This is a genomic window from Halobacillus naozhouensis (genome assembly GCF_029714185.1).
In the GTDB taxonomy this organism is placed as follows: domain Bacteria; phylum Bacillota; class Bacilli; order Bacillales; family Halobacillaceae; genus Halobacillus_A; species Halobacillus_A naozhouensis.
In genome coordinates this window covers 3,312,494-3,331,832 of sequence record NZ_CP121671.1, presented here as the reverse complement: position 1 = coordinate 3,331,832, position 19,339 = coordinate 3,312,494, and the positions used below count along the sequence as shown (strand labels likewise).

Below are 19,339 nucleotides of genomic sequence, written 5' to 3'. Positions count from 1 at the left end.
AAGACTAGAAGACTGTCTAATTGACGAATGAGGTTCACTTTAAATAAGTGGGGAGGAAACGAACATGCAAGGGTTTGTTGATGTAATACAAAGCTTTTTAGACTTAGGTGCAACAGTCATATTACCGGTTGCCATTTTCTTGTTAGGGTTACTATTCGGCCAGAAACCCGGCAAAGCCTTTCGTTCTGGTTTAACGATCGGTGTGGCTTTCGTTGGTATTTTCTTAGTGGTAGATTTGCTCGTTAATAATCTTGGTCCTGCAGCCCAGGGAATGGTTGATCGATTAGGAGTGGAGTTAAATGTGATTGATGTAGGCTGGCCGGCCACATCCTCGATTGCATGGGCATCTGTTGTAGCGGCCTTTATTATTCCACTGGGTCTAGTTGTAAACGTTGTCATGCTTGTTACGAAGACGACGAAAACGATGAACGTGGACATCTGGAACTATTGGCACTATACCTTCATGGCAGCGCTGGTTTACGCCATTTCCGGGAGTATTATCCAAGGTCTGATCGCAGCGGTATTATTCCAGATTGTCTGTTTGAAAGTCGCCGATTGGACAGCACCAATGGTCAGTGACTTTTATGAATTACCCGGAGTATCCATTGCTACAGGCAGTACGATTTCTTACGCTCCAGGAATTTTCCTGGTCCAACTACTGCAAAAGACTCCCGTTATAAAAAAATGGGATGCAGATCCTGATACGATTCAAAAACGGTTTGGTATCTTTGGAGAATCCATTTTCATTGGATTGTTCCTTGGTGCAGCCATTGGCTTATTGGCAGGATACAATGCTGGGGAAGTCATTGAAATCGGTATGGCAATGGCTGCAGTTATGGTACTGATGCCGCGTATGGTTAAGATTCTGATGGAAGGATTAATGCCTGTGTCTGAATCTGCTCGCGAATGGTTATCAAAACGATTTGGTGAAAGAGAAATTTACATTGGACTTGATGCAGCCGTGTTACTCGGCCACCCTGCTGTCATCTCCACAGCCCTTATCCTCGTTCCTATTACAGTTGTATTGGCCGTTATTTTACCGGGGAACGCTTTGCTGCCATTTGGTGACCTGGCTACTATTCCATTTATTGTGGCTTTTATCGTCGGTGGCGCGAAAGGAAATATTGTTCATTCTGTTCTTGTAGGGACAGTTATGATTGCGTTGTCTCTTTATATGGCAACAGATATCGCACCTATTTTCACGGAAATGGCCCTTAATACAGATTTTAATATGCCAGAAGGGTCAACCAGGATTTCGAGTATTGACCAAGGTGGGAACTTAGTGAATTGGATCATCTTTAAGCTGTTTAGTCTATTTAATTAATCCTTTTATATTTACAGAAATAGATCAAACTGGAGGAGTTCAAATGAAAGCACTAGTAAAAAAGGAACTCGGATTTGGTTGTCTGGAAATTCAAGATAAAGAAGAGCCGCAAGTCGGTCGTGATCAAGTGAAAATTGAAGTGGTTTATGCAGGGATCTGTGGGTCTGATATTCATACCTATGAAGGACATTACAAGGTGAGAGTGCCTGTTACGTTAGGACATGAGTTTTCAGGCAAGGTTGTGGAAGTCGGTGAAGGAGTTCATGAATTTAATGTTGGCGATAGAGTGACCTCAGAAACGACCTTTTATATTTGCGGGGAATGTGAGTACTGTCAATCCGGTGACTTTAACTTATGTAACCATCGTAAAGGGCTTGGCACTCAGCAGGATGGAGGTTTTGCCAAGTACTTAATCGCCCGTAAAGACAGCGTTCATCGCCTTCCTGAAAAAGTCGATTACCACTCTGCAGCAATGACTGAGCCTTTAGCTTGTACGTATCATGCTGTGGCAAAAACAGAGATCAACGATGGCGATGTTGTCGTTGTGATGGGGCCAGGTCCAATTGGTCTGTTTACAGCACAAGTGGCTCAGAGTTACGGGGCTCAAGTTCTAATCACAGGATTAACCAGCGATAAAGTCCGCCTGGACAAAGCAAGAGAATTAGGAATCGACTACGCCGTGAATACGCAGGAGCAGGATATTCAAGAACTGGTGAACCGCCTGACTGACGGATATGGAGCAGATGTTGTATTTGAGTGCTCTGGAGCGGTCCCAGCAGCCCAACAAGGATTGGATCTGCTGCGTAAAAAAGGTCAATATGGTCAGGTTGGCATTTTTCCTCAACCAGAAGTGCCATTCGACCTTGAAAAAATTATTCAAAAGGAAATCCGTGTAGTAGGGAGCAGGAGTCAAAAGCCAGCAGATTGGGAGCCATCTCTTGAGTTAATGAACAATGGCAGTGTGAATGCTAAAGCAATGGTGACACATGAATTTGATATTACCCAGTGGGAAGAAGCTTATCAAGCCATTAAAAGCGGAGAAGCGATCAAAGTTTTATTAACTCCTGTTGAGTAACAATATTTGTGGAAATGAGGGGATTAGATGGTAGATGATCTATTAGACTTTATGCTAGGACCTATGAGAGTGATAGGGGATGTTTACTACGAATACCAGGTTATTTTTAACTCACTTGTCGTAGGATACGCCTTATACAGCATCATTTTCAGAGGAAAAAGGACTCAACAATCATCGGCAAACTAGTAAGAGATTGATAGAAAGGGGAAAGAGAGATGAAGTCCCTGAATCTTTATGATGAACGTGATATTCGTTTTGAAGAATCGCCAGAGCCAGTTATTGAGCAGGCAGATGATGTGATTGTCAAAGTGAAAGCGGTTGGGATCTGCGGGTCAGATCTCTCCAGGTATAAAAAGTTGGGACCTTATGTAGAAGGAATGACATTTGGTCACGAGTTTGCAGGGGAAGTCGCAGCGGTTGGAGCTGGTGTTGAGGAGATTAAAATCGGTGACCGAGTAGCTGGCTGTCCAACGTACCATTGTGGTAAATGTTTGAGCTGCCAAAAGGGTGAGTTATCACGATGTGAAAAATTAACCGTGATCGGTGCGCGTCATCCTGGCGCCTATGCGGAATATGTAAAGCTTCCAGCAGAACATATCGTACCACTTCCAGATCATGTGGACTACGATACAGCAGCATTGATTGAGCCATCCTCTGTTGTGGTTCACGGTTTCTACCGGACAACTATCCAGCCGGGGGCAGAAGTGGCCATTATGGGCTGCGGGAGTATTGGTTTGCTTGCGATTCAATGGGCAAAAATTTTCGGTGCGAAGAAAGTGTATGCGGTCGATATTGATGAAACAAAGCTTGAAGTAGCTAAACAAGTAGGCGCGGACGTATTAATTAATTCACTAGAGCAACCAGCCCATGAGCAGATTGTTGACTATACTAACGGGCAGGGTGTTGATTTGGCTGTAGAATCGGCAGGCTCTCCTATCACATCTGCGCAAGTATTTGCTCTCCCGAAGAAAGGTGGGGAAGTCGTCTTCATGGGGATCCCGTATGCGGATATTCATATTGAACGGTACTATTTTGAAAGAATAGTACGGAATGAACTAAGGGTACTTGGCTCATGGAATGCGATTTCCGCTCCGTTTCCAGGCAGCGAGTGGAAGGCTTCGGTTCATTATATGAGTACAGGTCAAATTAATGTAAAACCAATGATTTCGCATCAATTGGAATTGAAAGAAGGACCTGAAACGTTTGAGGATTTGATTAATAGAAGAGGTTCACATGTGAAGGTGTTATTTTATCCGGAGAGAGGGTAAGGGATGTTAAACAGAAGGACAGCGTTATGGGACCCTCATCACGCTGTCCTTCTTTATTCAAATTGGGAATACCCTGATTTCGCTAGAAAATTTGTGAGGTCAAAGATTTTTATTAAAAGTTTTATAGATTTTATGTATAAAAGCAGAAAGAAGAGGTTAGACTACTACTAATCATTCTTCCTAAACTCCCTATATAAGTTTTTGACCCACTATTCTTAGTGGGTTATTTTTTTGTCATTCTTTTTTTCTGTAGGGGTGCGTAAGATAAGGGTCCTGGTTTTTACTTTTTATTTTTTTCGAAAAATCTTGCAGTTCCTGATAAAACTCCTCAATTTCCTTGAGGGTGTCCGGCTGCTGTGGTGGGTTCTTGTCGATGTGTTCCATTATAGATTCAAGCTTTTTTAGAAAAATTTCTCCCTCGATAGTGAACTCCCCCATTTTTTAACCTAATAATAGTATAACTTTCAGTAAATGGAAAGGGATTTGTTCGAAAATTCACAAAACCCCTCGAGTTCCTAATTATTCGATGACTTGAGGGGTTCTTCTTTTCGACTATTTTTCTAATAAGTAAAATCCTATGTATTCAAGAGCTGATTCGAGATTAGGAACAGTCTTGACCTTGGAGAATATCAGTTGCTTATTGCTGCCATCGTGTCTGGCAATTTCGGGTGTTATGCCAGTAATGATGGTCTCGATTCCCATGACCTGAAGTGCTTTAACGAGATCGACGATGACATGAGGAAAGAAGTCGTCGAGGATGACGAGGCCTGAAACATCAATAATGAAGTAATCAATTTGATGCTCTGCACTATAGCTCAACACTTCCTGCATGATTTTTTCGGCTCTGTATGAATCAATGATTCCTTGAAGAGTGAGAATCGAAATTCCCTTTGTAATCGGGATAATTGGGACGTTTAAAAAGGTCATATTATATTTTGTCTGATCCAATTCAATGATGTGGGATAAGATATCAGCCATCGACTTAAGGTACTCTCTATCTTTCTCACTGAATTCTTTTTCCTCTTTATCCATCACACACAATGTTCCAAATACTTCTCCATTTAAATCCATCAGGGTGACTCCGAGAAATCCCTTGACTTGCAATTGGTCGGTAACTTCCAATTGCCGGGTCACCTCGTCCTTTGTCAGATTCGCCTTGTTTAAGGCATTGTTCTCATTCATGATAATGAGCCGGCAATACGTACCACCATATTCCACAGAATAGCCTTCCGGAATAATCTCTTCATCATGGTTATAGGAACTAAGCACAGTCATCTCTGTTTCGCTCTTTTTTGTGATGTAAGCTGTGTTCACATTTAATTGTTTGCTAATCGCTGCAAACATTTTTTTAGATACGGTTTTTAGTGAGTTGAAGGTAGAGGAGTCTAAATTATAATTGTTTACCATGAACATATCCCCTTCAGTGGTTATTTATCTTTGTAAGTCTATCGATCTGTAAATAGACGATGGGTTCGTGTAGAACGCTTGTTAAGTCTCAAAGACTGTAAGAAGAACCATCTTACAACTATTATACGCTTTGCTTCATTAATTTGAAACTTTAAGCTTAAAAAGCAAAGCACTCCAGAGGTACGTTCACAGCTATCATCCAAGCAATTACAGGAGAATACGTAACAACCTGTGGTAGGATAGAATAACCAACGAAAGGGGAGTGCTATTTTTGAAAAAAGTCAAATTAGGCAACAGCGAATTAGAAGTTGGAGAAATTTCATTAGGGTGCATGCGCATTCACGAACTTGGGAAAAAAGAGGCCGCCTATGTGATCGAAAATGCGATGGACGCCGGGGTCGATTTGTTCGACCATGCTGATATTTATGGCAAGGGAAAATCGGAGGAGGTTTTCTCAGAAGCAATTGATATGAATGACGATGTGCGGGAAAATATGAAGCTGCAGACGAAATGTGGTATTCGAAAGGGGTTCTTTGATTTTTCGAAAGAACATATTCTGGAATCAGTCGAAGGCAGCCTGCGCAGGTTGAAAACCGACTATGTCGACAGTTTGCTGCTCCATCGTCCGGATGCTTTAATGGAACCTGAAGAGGTAGCCGAAGCATTTTCTATCTTAAAAGAGAGTGGTAAAGTACGCCATTTTGGTGTAAGCAACCAGAATCCGATGCAAATCGAATTGCTGCAAAAGTATTTAGATGAAGATTTAATTGTTAACCAGATGCAGTTGAGTGTTGTACATACACCGATGATTGATGCAGGATTCAATGTGAACATGAGTCATGATCCGGCTATTGTCCGAGATAGCAATGTGCTAGATTACTGTCGGTTGAATGATATAACGGTACAAGCGTGGTCGCCGTTTCAACACGGTATGATCGAAGGGCCATTTGTGGGGAATAAACAGTTTCCAGAAGTGAATGCGAAGCTGCAGGAACTAGCTGAGAAGAAGGATGTAACGGATTCTGCCATTGCGATTGCCTGGATCCTACGTCACCCTGCGAAGATTCAACCTGTGGTCGGAACGATGAATCCAGAACGTTTAAGAGATATTGTGAAGGCTTCTGATATTGAACTAACGAGGGAAGAATGGTACGAACTCTATCGTGCTGCAGGGAACGAACTGCCATAGTTTTCAAAGATGGAAAAAGCCTCGAGTCAACTTTGATGACTTGAGGCTTTCTTAGAATCTCTACTCAGCTCGTTTAAGATGATTGTCCAGCTTGCCCAATTGCGATGAAAACCCCTGAACGATCCCCATATCCAGAATAGCTTGCAGTGTTTCCTCGGAGGCAAATTGATTCTGGGCCTTCAGTTTCGTCTGTCCATCCTGTTCCAAGAAGGTATAAGTGACCTGGACCTCTGGCATTCCTTCCACAGCTTTTCCTTCTTCATCGGCGAATACATCGCTGTACACAATTTTCTCTGGTGCATCAATTTCCTTGTAAACAGCTTTCCCCCAGGATTCCTGGCCATAGAAATCTCCCTGTTCCTTATCAACACAGCGCATGCAATAATGCCATACACCGTCAGGCTTAAAATCAAAGGTGCGATTCTCTGTTTGCCAGCCTTGTGGTCCCCACCAGTCGGCCAATTGGTCAGACTCAGAAAAAGCTTTAAATACAAGTTCCCGCGGGGCGGCAAAGGTCCGCTCCATAACGAGGTTGCGTCCCTCTACACTTGTTTTCAAATCGCTAGTTTCTTTGTTACCTGCCATATCGTTTCCTCCTCCTATCCATTTTTCAAGAGAAAATGTACTCTAGCATCTTCTTTCTATGAATGGTTACGTTTATTATACAGAAAGTCATGAACAATGGAGGACCTTTTTTATTTCTTTCATGTTTGCGCTGCCTATTCCTCTGCGTTTAAAGCAAAATAGAAGTCAGTCTCCAGTACAATGTAATCTGGAATTAAAAAGCCGTCCAAACACTTTAAAGGTTTTGGACGGCTTGTTCTTTTTTGGATAAGACTTCTGGGGTTATTATTTCTTAAATAACTCCAAATCAACAAAAGCTTTATGCAGGCTGCTTGTAATTGAGATACTCTGAAGATCAATCCCTAGTTCTACTATGGTTGTAGATATGGCTGGACTCAACCCTGTTATAATTACCTTAACTCCCATGATCTTCAAGGCCTCGGCCGTGTTGAGTAAATGCTGTGCTACAAACGTATTGACTGATGTAACACCTGAGAGGTCCAAAATTAAGTAAGCAATACCAGCCTCCTTGGTTCTACTTAAAGAGGTTTCCATTAATAAGTTTGCTCTTTCATCATCTATCTCTCCAATTAATGGGCATATGGCAATTTCTTTATAGACTTGAATAATGGGAATGGATAATTCAGTTAGTTTTTTGTTGAAGTCCTCTTTTTGCCTAGTATTATTCTCAACAAAACTCGAAACATAATAGTACGAGAACTCACTTATTAGAGGGTTGATAATCTGGTTAAGTTCAATTACTTCCGAAACACTAAAATCCAATTCGAGGCATTTTTCTTTGAAGAATTCCCAAATTCCTTTTTCAATGAATGGAATGGTGCTTAATGTAGTGGTTACCAGCTGTTCATTAATCGCAGCCTCGTCTCCCTTTGTTCCTGCTAAATTCCTGACACCTTTGGTTCCTTCGTTATTTTGTAACTTACTTCCTATATACTCAATTAAAGAATTTGTTGTCTCTTGGGTGATTTGTGTTTGGAGGGACTTATTAACTTGGGATTTGAATTCTACAAACTCTTGCGCTTCTAAGGCTTTCTCTGCAATGCTGTCACTATGTTGATATAAAGAAGACCCTAATTCATTAAATTTGTTTTGCATAAAGCACCGTCCCCATCTTTACTTATTTACTTTACGTGTTAGCCTATGACTCTTTGTTTTTATCGATATAAACTTGGCAAATCTTGTGGTAAGCGGGTTTTACAATATTTACCTTGCGTGACATTTCGATGTTTTTCGTTAACTTTCTTTCTTATTTTACCAATTGTAACATTAGTCCATGAGGCTGGTCATGTTTAGTGGCAAGGTTATTTGGATTTAGCTTGATACCACCTGTTCTAGAGGTAGCATGGGAGCAAAGCTTATCAAAAATCATTCTGTACTGGAATTTTTACATTTTCGATACATTTTTTTCAAATTCATTACACAATTCATCCTTAGAATGGAAACTAGACATCATAAAGATGTACTAAAATCCTAAGGAGGTTATCAAGCATGAAAATGAAAAAGTTCTTATTGTCTATTTCTCTTGGAACCGGGTTGCTGCTAGCTGGATGTTCTGAAGGTGAATCTGAGGAACCGTCTGATGCTGAACAGGACAATCCTCAGGAAAAAAATGAAGAAACGAATACGGATCAGGAATCTACCGATGGTAACAGCAGTGAGGAGACCGAGAAACAGGAGCCTGCCGCTGGTGAAGAATCTGCAGAAGAAACAGGTAATGCGGGGGCAGACACTGAAGAGTCAGACATGGATGAGGAACCCGCAGAAGGTGGCAATACGGGCGCTGATGCCGAGGAGCCAGATCTAGATAAGGAACCAGCCGAAGAAACGAATTCCTAACATGAATCAAAGCTGAATGGAGAGGAGTCCTTTGACTTTTTTCCATTCAGCTTTTTTGCTGGGTAATGTTTTTTGCGGATAGAGTTATACATGTTGAAACTTGGGTAGAAAAGAGGGGAAGTTTGTCGATCTACCGTCTATGAGATAGAATGAAAGTGATTTCATAGTACAGAAGGTGTAGAAATGAACGACAGACAAAAAGAACTTGTCCGCATATTGATTCTGAATACAAATGAATTTACTCATGTCCACGACTTAGCAGACTCTCTCCGTTGTTCTGAAAAGACGGTTCGTAATGATTTGAAGGTGATAGAGGAGTTTCTAAAAGAGTATCCTGCTGCCGCTCTTAATCGCAAGCCAGGAGTTGGAATTCGGCTGTTAGTTGAGCCCGAAGAGAAATCTCGCTTGTTCGATCGACTTTCGCAAACAGAGCCAAAGTCTCAGGAAGATCGTCTTATCGAAATCACGTATCAGTTACTAGTCAGTCAAAAGCCGGTTACTTTAGGCGATCTGTCCAGACAGTATTTCACGAACAAGTCGACTGTTAAAGGAGATTTGAACGAGGTTGCCCGCTGGCTTGAACGTTTTGATTTGGAACTGGTCTCGAGGCAGCGCCTCGGTCATGTCGTGAAAGGGGAAGAGTTACAGAAACGAAATGCATTGGCTCGATTACCTGAATTGGCCTCATCTCATTCCTCCACTAGCAAGGAGATGTTAAGTCTCTTCTCTTCTTATGAAGTAAAGGTTGTTCGCAAGCTGCTCCGTGATATGCAGCACCACTTCTCTGTTTTTTCTACGGCAGGTGATTATGAAAGCATGCTGATCCATACTCTTGTCATGATTAAACGCACCACACAGCGTTCCCCGATTACGCTCGATGAGTCAGAAGGGAACTCTGTATTTCATACGGAGGAGTATGGAATGGCGGATTGGTTTTTGAAACGGTTAGAGCGGGTTCTTCGGGTCGTTTTTCCGGAGGAGGAACGTATTTATTTTACGAGACATCTGATCAGTAGTAAAAGAACCCCTCGTTCATCGAAAAAGGCTTCCAATCGTTTAATAGAAGATATGGTTGACCGGTTGATTTCCCGAATGGAGAATTTTACGATGATCGATTTTTCCGATGACCAAACTTTAAAGGACGGACTGTACACTCACCTAGAGTCGACAATCCATCGTCTGCATTATGGGTTCACAATCCATAATCCGATGCTGGAGGAAATCAAAAAGATGTATCCTTATATGTTCCGTATGGTTGTGCTTGCTCTGGAAGAAGTGGCACCCCCATATAAGCTCATCATTCCTGAAGATGAAGCGGCTTATATTGTCCTGCATTTCCAAGCATCAGTTGAACGGCTGCAGAAACAGAGAAACAAGGTGAAGAAAGTGCTGATCGTTTGTGACTTGGGTGTTGGGATGTCTCATTTGCTACAGGCCAAATTGGAACAAACGTACAAGGGATTTGATATTATCGACTGTGTCGGGATGTGGGAAATTGAAGCGGTCTTAGCCAAACAACCCATCGATTTGATTATCTCAACAAAATCACTGCAGCATCAGACGCTCCCTGTGATCGTCGTTTCCCCCCTGCTAGAAGGTGAAGATAAACAACGCTTGGATCAGTTCTTGAAGTCCATTGTGCAAGATAGCAGCTCAGAGCAGGATTCAGGGGCAATTGATCGATTCGTTGAGGATGAGCTCATTTATCTGGGGGTACATCTCGAGCACCGTTTTAAAGTGGTAGAATTACTTGCCAATGGGCTCGTCAAAAAAGGGAGCGTCACACAGTCATTCCCGCACAGTGCTTTACTGCGAGAGCGATCATCTGCTACTTCCATTGGGGGAGGAATCGCCATTCCTCATGCCCATCCAGAAGAAGTGCTTCATTCAACAGTAGCCGTTGCGGTTCTTCAAGAACCATTGGAATGGGGACACGAATATGTTTCCGTGGTGTTTCTTTTGGCAATGACCAAACAGGATCGATCCTTGATCAAGCCGCTAATTCAAGGGATTGCAAACATGAGCGAAGACCCTGATCTGATCCAGAATCTGAAAGAAGCACAAGATTTGTCATCCATTCGCCAGATTCTCCGGCAATAATTCATTTTTACCGCAGCTGTGGTAAAAATGAATTATTTTTTATGAGTAAAGCTATCGTAAAATGAACGTATAGCAAAGTAGTGAGGGAGGAAATGCTTATGAAAATACTAGCTGTTACAGCCTGTCCAGTCGGCATTGCTCATACGTATATGGCTGCTGAGAACCTTCAGAAAGCCGGCGATGGGATGGATGTTGACATGAAAGTGGAAACACAGGGCTCCATCGGTGTGGAAAACGCCTTGACGGAAAAAGACATTGAGGAAGCAGACGGTGTCATTATTGCCAGTGATAAGGATGTTTCTAAAGAACGATTTGCCGGGAAGAAACTGATCGTTGTCGGGGTTCAGGAAGGGATACGTCAGCCTGAAACATTAATTCAGCGGATTGTGGACGGAGATGTATCCGTTTACAAGGGTGAGATGCCTTCAGCGGAAGCTGTTAAACAGAAGAAGAAGCAAAAAGAAAATCCGATTTACCGTCACTTAATGAATGGGGTTTCCTACATGATTCCGTTCATCGTTGTAGGAGGGTTGCTGATCGCGATTGCTCTGGCACTTGGAGGCGAACAGACGAATGGCGGTATTGTCATTCCTGAAGGGTCATTCTGGAAGCAAATTGAAAGCTTAGGAGCCGCTTCATTCAGCTTCATGGTACCGATCTTAGCCGGGTTCATTGCGGTAAGTATTGCGGATCGCCCGGGATTAGCGCCAGGGGTGATTGGCGGATTTATCGCTGCCAATGGTAGTTTTTATGGCAGTGAAGCGGGTGCAGGATTCATTGGAGGCATTATTGCTGGGTTTCTAGCTGGATATGTAGTGCTTGGCATTAAGAAAATCAAGGTACCTCAGGCGGTTCAGCCGGTAATGCCGATCATTTTCATTCCGATCATCGCTTCATTGATCGTCGGATTGTCTTTCATTTTTGTCATTGGTGCGCCTGTGGCTGCAATTTTCGAAGGATTAACTCAGTGGCTTGAAGGGATGCAAGGAACTAGTTCGATTGTGCTTGCCCTCATCCTTGGAGGAATGATTGCGATTGATATGGGAGGACCTTTTAATAAAGTAGCCTTCTTATTCGGAGCCGCGATGATTGCAGAAGGAAATTATGAAATCATGGGACCGATTGCCGTGGCGATCTGTATCCCGCCGCTTGGTATGGGACTTGCAACATTTTTGAACAAGAAAAAATATAACCAGGCCGAGCAGGAAACGGGGAAAGCTTCCTTCACTATGGGATTATTCGGGATTACCGAGGGAGCCATCCCCTTTGCCGCCCAGGATCCACTTCGTGTCATACCGAGTATCGTCGTTGGTTCAATGGCCGGCTCAGTCGTAGCCATGCTGAGCAGCGTCGGGGATCGCGTTGCCCACGGCGGACCAATCGTAGCGGTGTTAGGGGCTGTCGATAACGTACTCATGTTCTTCGTTGCTGCAGCAATTGGTGTCGTCATTACAGCATTTATGGTGAACGCATTGAAAAAAGATGTGGCCCCTGCTGGAATGCCAGTAGGGGAAGTAACTGAATCTACCTTTGACCTAGCTCCTGAAGAAGCTGGTAAAGAAAAGGAAAAGGTGGACAGCCATCCATCTCAAGCACAAGAACACATCGATATTACTAAGCTTACAGATATCACTACACCAGACCTTATTCAAATAGATTTGAATGGCTCCACTCGGGATGAAGTGATCGATGAGCTTATTCAAACCCTAGATGAACAGGATGTCTTGCAATCCTCTGAATCTTTTAAAGAAGCGATTGTGAATCGTGAACAGGAAGGCACTACAGGGCTCGGTATGAATATCGCGATTCCACACGGGAAATCTTCAGCCGTTAAAAAACCTGCCGTGGTGTTTGGTATTAAACGAAAAGGTATCGACTGGAATAGCATGGACGGAACGGATGCGAAACTGATTTTTATGATTGCGGTTCCGAAAGAAAGAGAAGGAGACGATCATTTGAAGATTCTCCAAATGCTTTCGCGCCGTTTGATGAATGAGAGTTTCAGGGAAGAACTATTACACGTGTCGTCGAAAGAGGAAGCGTATCGGCTGCTGGAAACGATTCAATAGAAAGCTATTTCGAATAACTGCTAATTTCTCGGCCAACGGTGTCCCTGCATCGTTGGCCTTTTTGTATTGAGATCGTGTAGGAAAAACATACCATAACTTATTTACTGTTTTAGGAATTTTCAGAAGAAACTTAGTTCATCCACTGGATGAACTAAGTTGATGCAGGTATAATGAAAGTGCTTACATAACTGACAGACATTCCTCGCTCGTTCATGAGAGTGAATAACTTCCAACCATTAGATAAATTTTCTTCAGTGATTTGCATATATGTACCTCCAGAGTGATCTTTACAGCTGTTCTCAAGTTTGTAAACTATTGCTATTGTAATGGAGAGAAGCACTAAATTTACTGCAGTTTTTATTATACTATGAATAATTAAACCCTACATGTTTTCGTTCTTTCGCCACAAGAAAAGTCTACTGACAAACAGACAGTAGACTTTATCCCCTCGTAAAATCATCCCTTTGAAAGCGCCGGAAATTTTATGAACTTATGCTGCAGTTTTCCGAAGGGAGGACACAAGCAACTTGGATAAGAAATAAATAATTAACCCACAGATTAGCGCTAAAACAAACCCTAATATGGTGGCTTCAGATACAAAATGTTGTCCTTCTATTTCAATGCTATATAAGGTGGCACCGAATAGAGACGGGTTTGAAGTAATATTAGAATAACCAAGTAATAACAGGACGATAGGACTTACAAACACTACAAACAAATACAATAAAGCAAAACTTATGCCACTTGAAATAGCTTTAAAAAATTTAACCATCTACTTTTTTCCCCCATTCGTTAAGTGAACTTATAATGTTCTTGCCATCAGGCAGATTGGGATGGAGCATAATCAGATTGGCAAAAGACAAAAGTGTAAAAATGTTACTAAACTGATTATCGAACGTTAACAATAAAGCTATTGATAACGCAATCGGGAATAGCGAACCGGATACGGCAACAACTAAATTTTTAAAGGGAGCCTCAAACTTCTCATGGATAACATAGAAGTATTTGAAACTCCATTCAAAGCCAAGATGATAGAAAGGTATATTCTCAGTACCATTTAGAATCATAATAGCCAGTACATGACCTAATTCATGCATGATAAACACTAAAGCTAATGCCAATAGAAAGTCTATCATTTAATGATGGGTCTCCTTATATACATGGATTGAATAAAGTAAAAGATAAACAGGGTCAACCCTAAATAGGCGGACTGCAGAAGAAGCGCTTCTTTCATGACCTGGTGGATAACGAGGTCAAACCCGTTTACAAATACAAGCAGGAAAATAACTACAAATGTTTTGTTAAAATCATCTATTTTTATAACAAAGGCAGTCAAAATAGAAATCATCGTGATAAAGCCTATTGAAATCAATGCGCTAAGTATTCCGCCAGCGTCTACCCCAAACCATACCCTTGTAAGTAGTAAAAAGGAAAAGTAGGTGAAACAATTTACGACATAAATAAAAATTACTCTAGTAACAAAATATGAATGTTTACCAGAATTTAAATGATAAATGGCAAACTTATAATTTTTAAAATGGATGCCGATAGTTAATGGCAGCATGATCAGAATCTCTTTCAGGCCAAATTGAATGATGAACGAGTATAATGTAAAGAAGCTAGTCGAATCAAAGGTATAATAGGTTCCGATCATAATCATGACCAGTATAATTAAGAGTAAACCTTGCTCTTTAAAAACTTGATTGCGAAAAAAATTCAACCATTCCACTTTAGTCTGTAGCATGTATGGATTACTGTGATTTAAATGATTGGTTTCATACCTTTTTAATAATGTGCCTGCATTTTTTTGCCTGAACGTTTGAGTTAAAAAATTAGTTGCAGTTCTTCTCAAAGCATAAGCGGTAATAACAAGGAGAAATGCAACCAAAAGAAAATGAATCAAACTTCTTTGTTCAAGAAAATTTTTAAGATAAGTCTCAGCCGCTATTAAAATACCAAACATTATGATTAACAAGGAGATGGTATTGGCAGTTAAATGCTCTTTCTCAACACTTGTCAGCTTCATAATAAGCAGTTTAACAATGACCCACACGGTAACGGTTAGTATAAATAATAAGATTAGGGTGAAAATTAATAACGGGAAGTAGAGAGGGTCAATGGTTTTATCTTGTATAATAATTCCCAATAAAGCAGGGAAGAACGTTAACATTATGATAACCATGTAGAAAAGAAAGAGATAAAACATACTTCCCACAATTGTTTGATAGCCATTGATATTTGTATTTAAATATAAAAATATGTAACTGTTATTCTTTAATTTATTTCTTGATATAACAATACAAAAGCAAGCGAGAACGGTTGCGACTCCAAGAAGATTTAAATAAAGATCGTCCATCTTGATTTCCACTCGGGTAATCGTTCTTAAGGTGAATACTGTATATATTGTATATACTAATAAAAGTCCAACTACCATTGTCATCACATGAGGTAAGTGGCTCGTTAGGTAATCCTTAATTTTACTTGTCAGCCTCGGGGTTTCAATATCTCTTACTATTTGAATCCATGTCATTTAGCAATCCCTCAACGTATTCGTAATATTCTTCATTGACTTTAGTATATGTTTCCTCCAAAGTTATGTTCCCAAATATGTCTTGGATATCTTCTCTTCTTTTATTCAATTTGATTTCGCCATCTCGCAGAATGATGGCATTGTCAAATAGATCTTGCCCAAAGTTTAAATTATGGGTAGATAAGAGGATCCCCACGCCCTGGGCTTTTAACTTTTCCAGCACTTTTTTTAAAATGATGATCATATCTGGGTCAAGACCATTTGTGGGTTCATCGAATACAATAAACTCACTTTTTCTTAAAAGTTGTGACACAATCTGGGTCTTTTTTTGGTTTCCGTGGGAGAGATTAAGAATGGGTATATTTAAGTATTTTTCAAGTTCAAATATATCGATTAAATTTTGTAAAAAGCTTTCATTTTTTTCACTTCCAAATGAGCTCTTCATCAACTGAAAATATTCTCTGGGTGTTAAGTAATCCAGTAAAGAAATATCGTCTGGTATGTAGGCCAAGCGTTTTTTGAAAAAATCCACATCCTCCTGAGAATTGAAAGAAATATCATGTCCATCCATCAAAACCTTGCCTTCAAACGTTAACAGGCCAAACATTGATTTAATAATGGTTGTTTTGCCTGCACCATTATGCCCTAAAAGAAGATTTATTTCTCCCCTGTTGATATCAATTGGTATATCAGTTAACTCAAATGAATCAAATGCTTTCTTCTCAATGTGTAGTGAAATCATTGCAAATCTCCTAATATATCCATTATAATTTTATCTAGAACTGCCCAGTTGCTTAGTGGTGTAAGCAACTGAGCAATCCTAAAGTGGTTTTAGCCACACTTGATTTTGATGTAGATACCCATGAATTTAAATTCTCCCAGGAAACTAGCGCCGTTTCCATAGTGGTTACATGCCCAAATTAATGCAGCTATACTAGCTACTCCTAATATAATAAACAATACTGTGATCCAAAATGCTGCATTTTTTTGGGTTCTTTCTGAATTTCTTAATTCATGCTGGGACAAAGTTATGTTGTGGTAGAAATTCATAACTAAAAAGTATAATTGTGCAAGAACCGTATTTGTTTTGTTTAAGTAGGCCGTCATATCTTCACCTCCTTTTCTCTTAGTGCTGCTGTTTGGTAAACAGCAGTTTTTTATTGATAAACTTTTGAACTAGTTACTTGTGTTCAAAAGTCAATCAAGCTTTTCTCATAGATTTATAGTCTCTCTCTGGAAGTATGTACCTTAAAAGAATTTCCCTCAAATCGCTTTCTTTGATGTTTTCAGAACTTTATGATAAATACTGACAATTAAAGGCTACCACCATCACCTGCTAAAAACAATATAATTTCCAGAAAAAGGTCATAAAGGTATTATTATACTAATTGGTTTTGGTGCTCACAGTAAAATTGGACTACTAGAGGGGGGAGAAGTCTTTCTTGCTTGAAGAAAAAGTCACGAGGTAGAAACCTAATGATAGAGATTTTGATGCTGAAGCTTGTTTTGTGGGACCGTTAGCTTTGTTAGGGTCTTTTTAAATGTGAAAAAACTGTAGATATCTTAAATGAGGAAAAGTGTGGAATGATCCAGACAAGGGAGAGTGAAATTCTGTCCCCTTAGTCGGGAATTCCTTTTAGGCAGCTCCATGTTTCCGCCAGCCCGCTAAATATTTCTTTCGGTATTTGCTGTCTTTGACGTTGTCGATTAATTCCAACGTCTGTCGCTCAATCTCTTCATCCTTCACTTCATTACATAGATGGCGTAAACTATATCATTTCGAATTAACGTATGATTCTTTTCGTCCTCACAGTTTAGAAAACGGTCTATGAGATGATCGACTACCATTTTCTTTTGCTCAGGGCCGGCCAATCCTACCTTCCAAATAGCTTGCAGACTGTGGCTAGCCGTAACAAACTTAGGATCCTTCGTCACTTCCCATACAGCCGGAAAGTCCTCTAGCATTCTCTTCGCAGGGTCGCTTTTCGCTAAGCTGGCTAAAAATTGAGCCGCTCTTGAACGCCGATGGTTATCACGGTGCGTTAGATCGTCTTTAAGCTGATCCCATACTTCATAACCCCAGTCTATTTGTTCTTCGGTCGCCTCCATAATATTACTGTAGGCCTCGTATTGAAGGGGTTTGTCTTTAGATTCTAAGTTTGCAAAAAATGTTTCCATGTTGTTGTCCATGCTTCCATCTCTTAGGATTATCCGTATGCCCTTTGAACGCAAAGAACTATTGCTGAAAAGTAATTCGTACTACTATGCTTGGGATTGGACGTCGTGTATAATAATGTCCAGTTCAAATAGGCAGGCTGACGCAATATCCCGGCATATTTCCTATTTGAACTCTATCAAACCAACAGCAATGAGGTGAACACATGAGCAAGCAAAAGGAGCATTCCACGTTTTCCAGACTCTTAAATGGAATTGAACGTGTCGGCAATAAATTACCAGATCCCTTCATCTTATTTGTCTACCTGGCAGTCGGCGTTATAATCGTATCCTGGATTATTTCTTTATTTAATGTAACGTTTACAGTGCCGGGCAAGGAAGAAGAAGTAGCAATCAAAAACTTAATTTCCAGTGAAGGTCTTCAGTACATGCTGACGTCTATGCTGGATAATTTTGTCGGGTTCAAACCACTTGGCATTGTATTAGCAATGATGCTCGGGATTGGACTGGCTGATAAAGTCGGCTTAATTGAAACGTTTATCAAAAATACGATCTTAAAAGCACCGAAATCTCTGATCACTTATGCAGTGATTTTTACAGGGATTTTAGGGAACCTCGCAGCAGATGCCGCGTTCGTAATTGTCCCGCCACTTGCCGCGATGGTTTTCTACAATGTAGGGCGACACCCGCTGGCAGGTTTGGCGGCTGGGTTCGCCGGTGTTGGTTCTGGTTTTACAGCGAATATCCTCGTCACGAACACCGATGCAGTTCTTTCAGGAATTTCCTCTGAAGTTATGGCAACTATTGATACAGCAGCTACCGTAACTCCAGTCGATAACTACTACTTTATGTTAGTGTCGGTTGTCGTCTTATCTGTTGCAGGTGCTTTCATTACTGAAAAGGTGGTAGAAACCCGTCTCGGTGTATATGAAGGAAATGCCCAAAAAGAATTTGAGGATACCACACCGATCGAGAGAAAAGGGTTACGAAATGCTGGGTTAGCCAGTTTGGTTTATATTGGATTGATCGTGCTTCTGCTTTTCATCCCAAATTCACCGCTGAGAAACGAAGAGGGAGGCCTTATCCCATCCCCATTTCTGGATGGAATTGTACCGATTCTCATGCTCTTCTTTATTACTATTGGCGTGGCCTATGGCGTGACGGTTGGGAAAATTGAATCCACTCGCTCGATTGCGAAATTTATGGGAGAAGCGATGAAAGATATGTCTGGATTTATCGTTCTCATCTTTGCAGCCGCTCAGTTCATCGCTTATTTTGAATGGACGAATATCGGCTCTTGGCTGGCTGTAAGTGGAGCTCAATTTTTAGAATCTATAGGAGTGACAGGACTCGGCGTAGTGGTAGGGTTTGTGTTACTAACGGCTTTACTAAGCATATTTATTTTCAGCGGATCTGCTCTCTGGGCGCTGGAAGCACCAATTTTTCTGAAAATGTTTTCCTTTCTTGGCTATCATCCGGCATTCATTCAGGCTGCGTATCGGATCGCGGATTCTTCTACAAATATCATTACACCGATGAATCCGTATATTATTATCGTGCTCGCATTCATGAGGGAATATGATAAGAAGGCTGGTTTAGGGACGTTAATTGCATTAATGCTTCCTTATAGTTTAACTTTCCTTTTCGTTTGGATTGTATTGTTATTGGCTTTTGTGTTCTTGGGAATCCCGTTTGGACCGGGAGTCGAAGTGTATTTGTAGGAAAACAGTATAATTGGACACACATGTTCATGAAAAAGCAAAGTCAGGTAGGAGTAAACC

At 40.9% G+C, this 19,339-nt stretch carries 17 protein-coding genes; 8 read left to right on the top strand and 9 right to left on the bottom strand.

Features of this window, described 5'->3' with window-relative positions; all coding sequences use genetic code 11:
• Nucleotides 1–64: 64 nt before the first annotated feature.
• From P9989_RS17180 to P9989_RS17165, 3 genes are all read left to right on the top strand, one after another.
• Nucleotides 65–1,324: a galactitol-specific PTS transporter subunit IIC gene (locus tag P9989_RS17180; protein WP_283076088.1), complete on the top strand. Its 1,260-nt coding sequence runs from the start codon at nt 65–67 to the stop codon at nt 1,322–1,324.
• Nucleotides 1,325–1,367: 43 nt separating this feature from the next.
• Complete coding sequence (locus tag P9989_RS17175) at nt 1,368–2,399, top strand: zinc-binding dehydrogenase (RefSeq protein WP_283076087.1); 1,032 nt, start codon at nt 1,368–1,370, stop codon at nt 2,397–2,399.
• Between the two features lie 215 nt (nt 2,400–2,614).
• Nucleotides 2,615–3,667 (top strand): galactitol-1-phosphate 5-dehydrogenase, encoded by a 1,053-nt coding sequence (locus P9989_RS17165; protein ID WP_283076085.1) that lies wholly within the window; start codon nt 2,615–2,617, stop codon nt 3,665–3,667.
• Nucleotides 3,668–4,219: 552 nt separating this feature from the next.
• On the opposite strand, the gene P9989_RS17160 is transcribed toward P9989_RS17165, so the two are convergent.
• The gene (locus P9989_RS17160; RefSeq protein ID WP_283076084.1) at nt 4,220–5,074 is read right to left on the bottom strand and encodes an STAS domain-containing protein; all 855 of its coding nucleotides are present in this window, start codon (nt 5,072–5,074) and stop codon (nt 4,220–4,222) included.
• Between the two features lie 271 nt (nt 5,075–5,345).
• Here P9989_RS17160 and P9989_RS17155 point away from each other — a divergent pair, with 271 nt between their 5' ends.
• Nucleotides 5,346–6,263 (top strand): aldo/keto reductase, encoded by a 918-nt coding sequence (locus P9989_RS17155; RefSeq protein ID WP_283076083.1) that lies wholly within the window; start codon nt 5,346–5,348, stop codon nt 6,261–6,263.
• 60 nt (nt 6,264–6,323) lie between these two features.
• On the opposite strand, the gene P9989_RS17150 is transcribed toward P9989_RS17155, so the two are convergent.
• Complete coding sequence (locus P9989_RS17150; protein WP_283076082.1) at nt 6,324–6,848, bottom strand: SRPBCC family protein; 525 nt, start codon at nt 6,846–6,848, stop codon at nt 6,324–6,326.
• 264 nt (nt 6,849–7,112) lie between these two features.
• A complete protein-coding gene (locus P9989_RS17145; protein ID WP_283076081.1) occupies nt 7,113–7,943 on the bottom strand; it encodes an STAS domain-containing protein in 831 nt (276 codons plus the stop codon).
• 393 nt (nt 7,944–8,336) lie between these two features.
• Between P9989_RS17145 and P9989_RS17140 the strand changes: the two genes are divergently transcribed.
• The 3 genes from P9989_RS17140 (at nt 8,337) to P9989_RS17130 (ending at nt 12,853) form a co-directional block, all read left to right on the top strand.
• Entirely contained in the window at nt 8,337–8,684 is a 348-nt protein-coding gene (locus P9989_RS17140; protein ID WP_283076080.1) for a hypothetical protein, read from the top strand.
• Between the two features lie 183 nt (nt 8,685–8,867).
• On the top strand, nt 8,868–10,784 hold the full coding sequence (locus tag P9989_RS17135; protein ID WP_283076079.1) for a BglG family transcription antiterminator: 1,917 nt from the start codon (nt 8,868–8,870) through the stop codon (nt 10,782–10,784).
• A gap of 98 nt (nt 10,785–10,882) precedes the next feature.
• Entirely contained in the window at nt 10,883–12,853 is a 1,971-nt protein-coding gene (locus tag P9989_RS17130; protein ID WP_283076078.1) for a PTS fructose transporter subunit IIABC, read from the top strand.
• Nucleotides 12,854–13,343: 490 nt separating this feature from the next.
• Here the strand turns inward: P9989_RS17130 and P9989_RS17125 are convergent, their stop codons facing one another.
• The 6 genes from P9989_RS17125 to P9989_RS17100 all read right to left on the bottom strand — a co-directional run bounded on the left by P9989_RS17125 (nt 13,344) and on the right by P9989_RS17100 (nt 17,573).
• Nucleotides 13,344–13,625 carry a hypothetical protein gene (locus P9989_RS17125; protein ID WP_283076077.1) on the bottom strand — a complete coding sequence of 94 codons (282 nt, stop codon included), beginning with the start codon at nt 13,623–13,625 and terminating at the stop codon, nt 13,344–13,346.
• On the bottom strand, nt 13,618–13,989 hold the full coding sequence (locus P9989_RS17120; protein WP_283076076.1) for a hypothetical protein: 372 nt from the start codon (nt 13,987–13,989) through the stop codon (nt 13,618–13,620). Before P9989_RS17120 ends, P9989_RS17125 begins: the two co-directional genes overlap by 8 nt.
• Nucleotides 13,986–15,383: a hypothetical protein gene (locus tag P9989_RS17115; RefSeq protein WP_283076075.1), complete on the bottom strand. Its 1,398-nt coding sequence runs from the start codon at nt 15,381–15,383 to the stop codon at nt 13,986–13,988. Before P9989_RS17115 ends, P9989_RS17120 begins: the two co-directional genes overlap by 4 nt.
• A complete protein-coding gene (locus tag P9989_RS17110) occupies nt 15,352–16,125 on the bottom strand; it encodes an ATP-binding cassette domain-containing protein (protein ID WP_283076074.1) in 774 nt (257 codons plus the stop codon). The genes P9989_RS17115 and P9989_RS17110 overlap by 32 nt, the downstream gene beginning before the upstream one ends.
• A gap of 89 nt (nt 16,126–16,214) precedes the next feature.
• Entirely contained in the window at nt 16,215–16,490 is a 276-nt protein-coding gene (locus P9989_RS17105) for a hypothetical protein (RefSeq protein ID WP_283076073.1), read from the bottom strand.
• 636 nt (nt 16,491–17,126) lie between these two features.
• Complete coding sequence (locus P9989_RS17100) at nt 17,127–17,573, bottom strand: hypothetical protein (RefSeq protein WP_390304730.1); 447 nt, start codon at nt 17,571–17,573, stop codon at nt 17,127–17,129.
• A 191-nt stretch (nt 17,574–17,764) separates the two neighbouring features.
• On the opposite strand from P9989_RS17100, the gene P9989_RS17095 reads away from it, so the two are divergent.
• Entirely contained in the window at nt 17,765–19,279 is a 1,515-nt protein-coding gene (locus P9989_RS17095) for an AbgT family transporter (protein WP_283076072.1), read from the top strand.
• Nucleotides 19,280–19,339: the final 60 nt, after the last annotated feature.

Bases quoted from the DNA above. Each gene is read 5' to 3' on its own strand.
- P9989_RS17100 (WP_390304730.1), bottom strand. From the start codon at position 17,573: ATGGACAACAACATGGAAACATTTTTTGCAAACTTAGAATCTAAAGAC.
- P9989_RS17110 (WP_283076074.1), bottom strand. From the start codon at position 16,125: ATGATTTCACTACACATTGAGAAGAAAGCATTTGATTCATTTGAGTTA.
- P9989_RS17095 (WP_283076072.1), top strand. From the start codon at position 17,765: ATGAGCAAGCAAAAGGAGCATTCCACGTTTTCCAGACTCTTAAATGGA.
- P9989_RS17115 (WP_283076075.1), bottom strand. From the start codon at position 15,383: ATGACATGGATTCAAATAGTAAGAGATATTGAAACCCCGAGGCTGACA.
- P9989_RS17180 (WP_283076088.1), top strand. From the start codon at position 65: ATGCAAGGGTTTGTTGATGTAATACAAAGCTTTTTAGACTTAGGTGCA.
- P9989_RS17175 (WP_283076087.1), top strand. From the start codon at position 1,368: ATGAAAGCACTAGTAAAAAAGGAACTCGGATTTGGTTGTCTGGAAATT.
- P9989_RS17130 (WP_283076078.1), top strand. From the start codon at position 10,883: ATGAAAATACTAGCTGTTACAGCCTGTCCAGTCGGCATTGCTCATACG.
- P9989_RS17125 (WP_283076077.1), bottom strand. From the start codon at position 13,625: ATGGTTAAATTTTTTAAAGCTATTTCAAGTGGCATAAGTTTTGCTTTA.
- P9989_RS17135 (WP_283076079.1), top strand. From the start codon at position 8,868: ATGAACGACAGACAAAAAGAACTTGTCCGCATATTGATTCTGAATACA.
- P9989_RS17120 (WP_283076076.1), bottom strand. From the start codon at position 13,989: ATGATAGACTTTCTATTGGCATTAGCTTTAGTGTTTATCATGCATGAA.
- P9989_RS17145 (WP_283076081.1), bottom strand. From the start codon at position 7,943: ATGCAAAACAAATTTAATGAATTAGGGTCTTCTTTATATCAACATAGT.
- P9989_RS17160 (WP_283076084.1), bottom strand. From the start codon at position 5,074: ATGGTAAACAATTATAATTTAGACTCCTCTACCTTCAACTCACTAAAA.
- P9989_RS17165 (WP_283076085.1), top strand. From the start codon at position 2,615: ATGAAGTCCCTGAATCTTTATGATGAACGTGATATTCGTTTTGAAGAA.
- P9989_RS17150 (WP_283076082.1), bottom strand. From the start codon at position 6,848: ATGGCAGGTAACAAAGAAACTAGCGATTTGAAAACAAGTGTAGAGGGA.
- P9989_RS17105 (WP_283076073.1), bottom strand. From the start codon at position 16,490: ATGACGGCCTACTTAAACAAAACAAATACGGTTCTTGCACAATTATAC.
- P9989_RS17140 (WP_283076080.1), top strand. From the start codon at position 8,337: ATGAAAATGAAAAAGTTCTTATTGTCTATTTCTCTTGGAACCGGGTTG.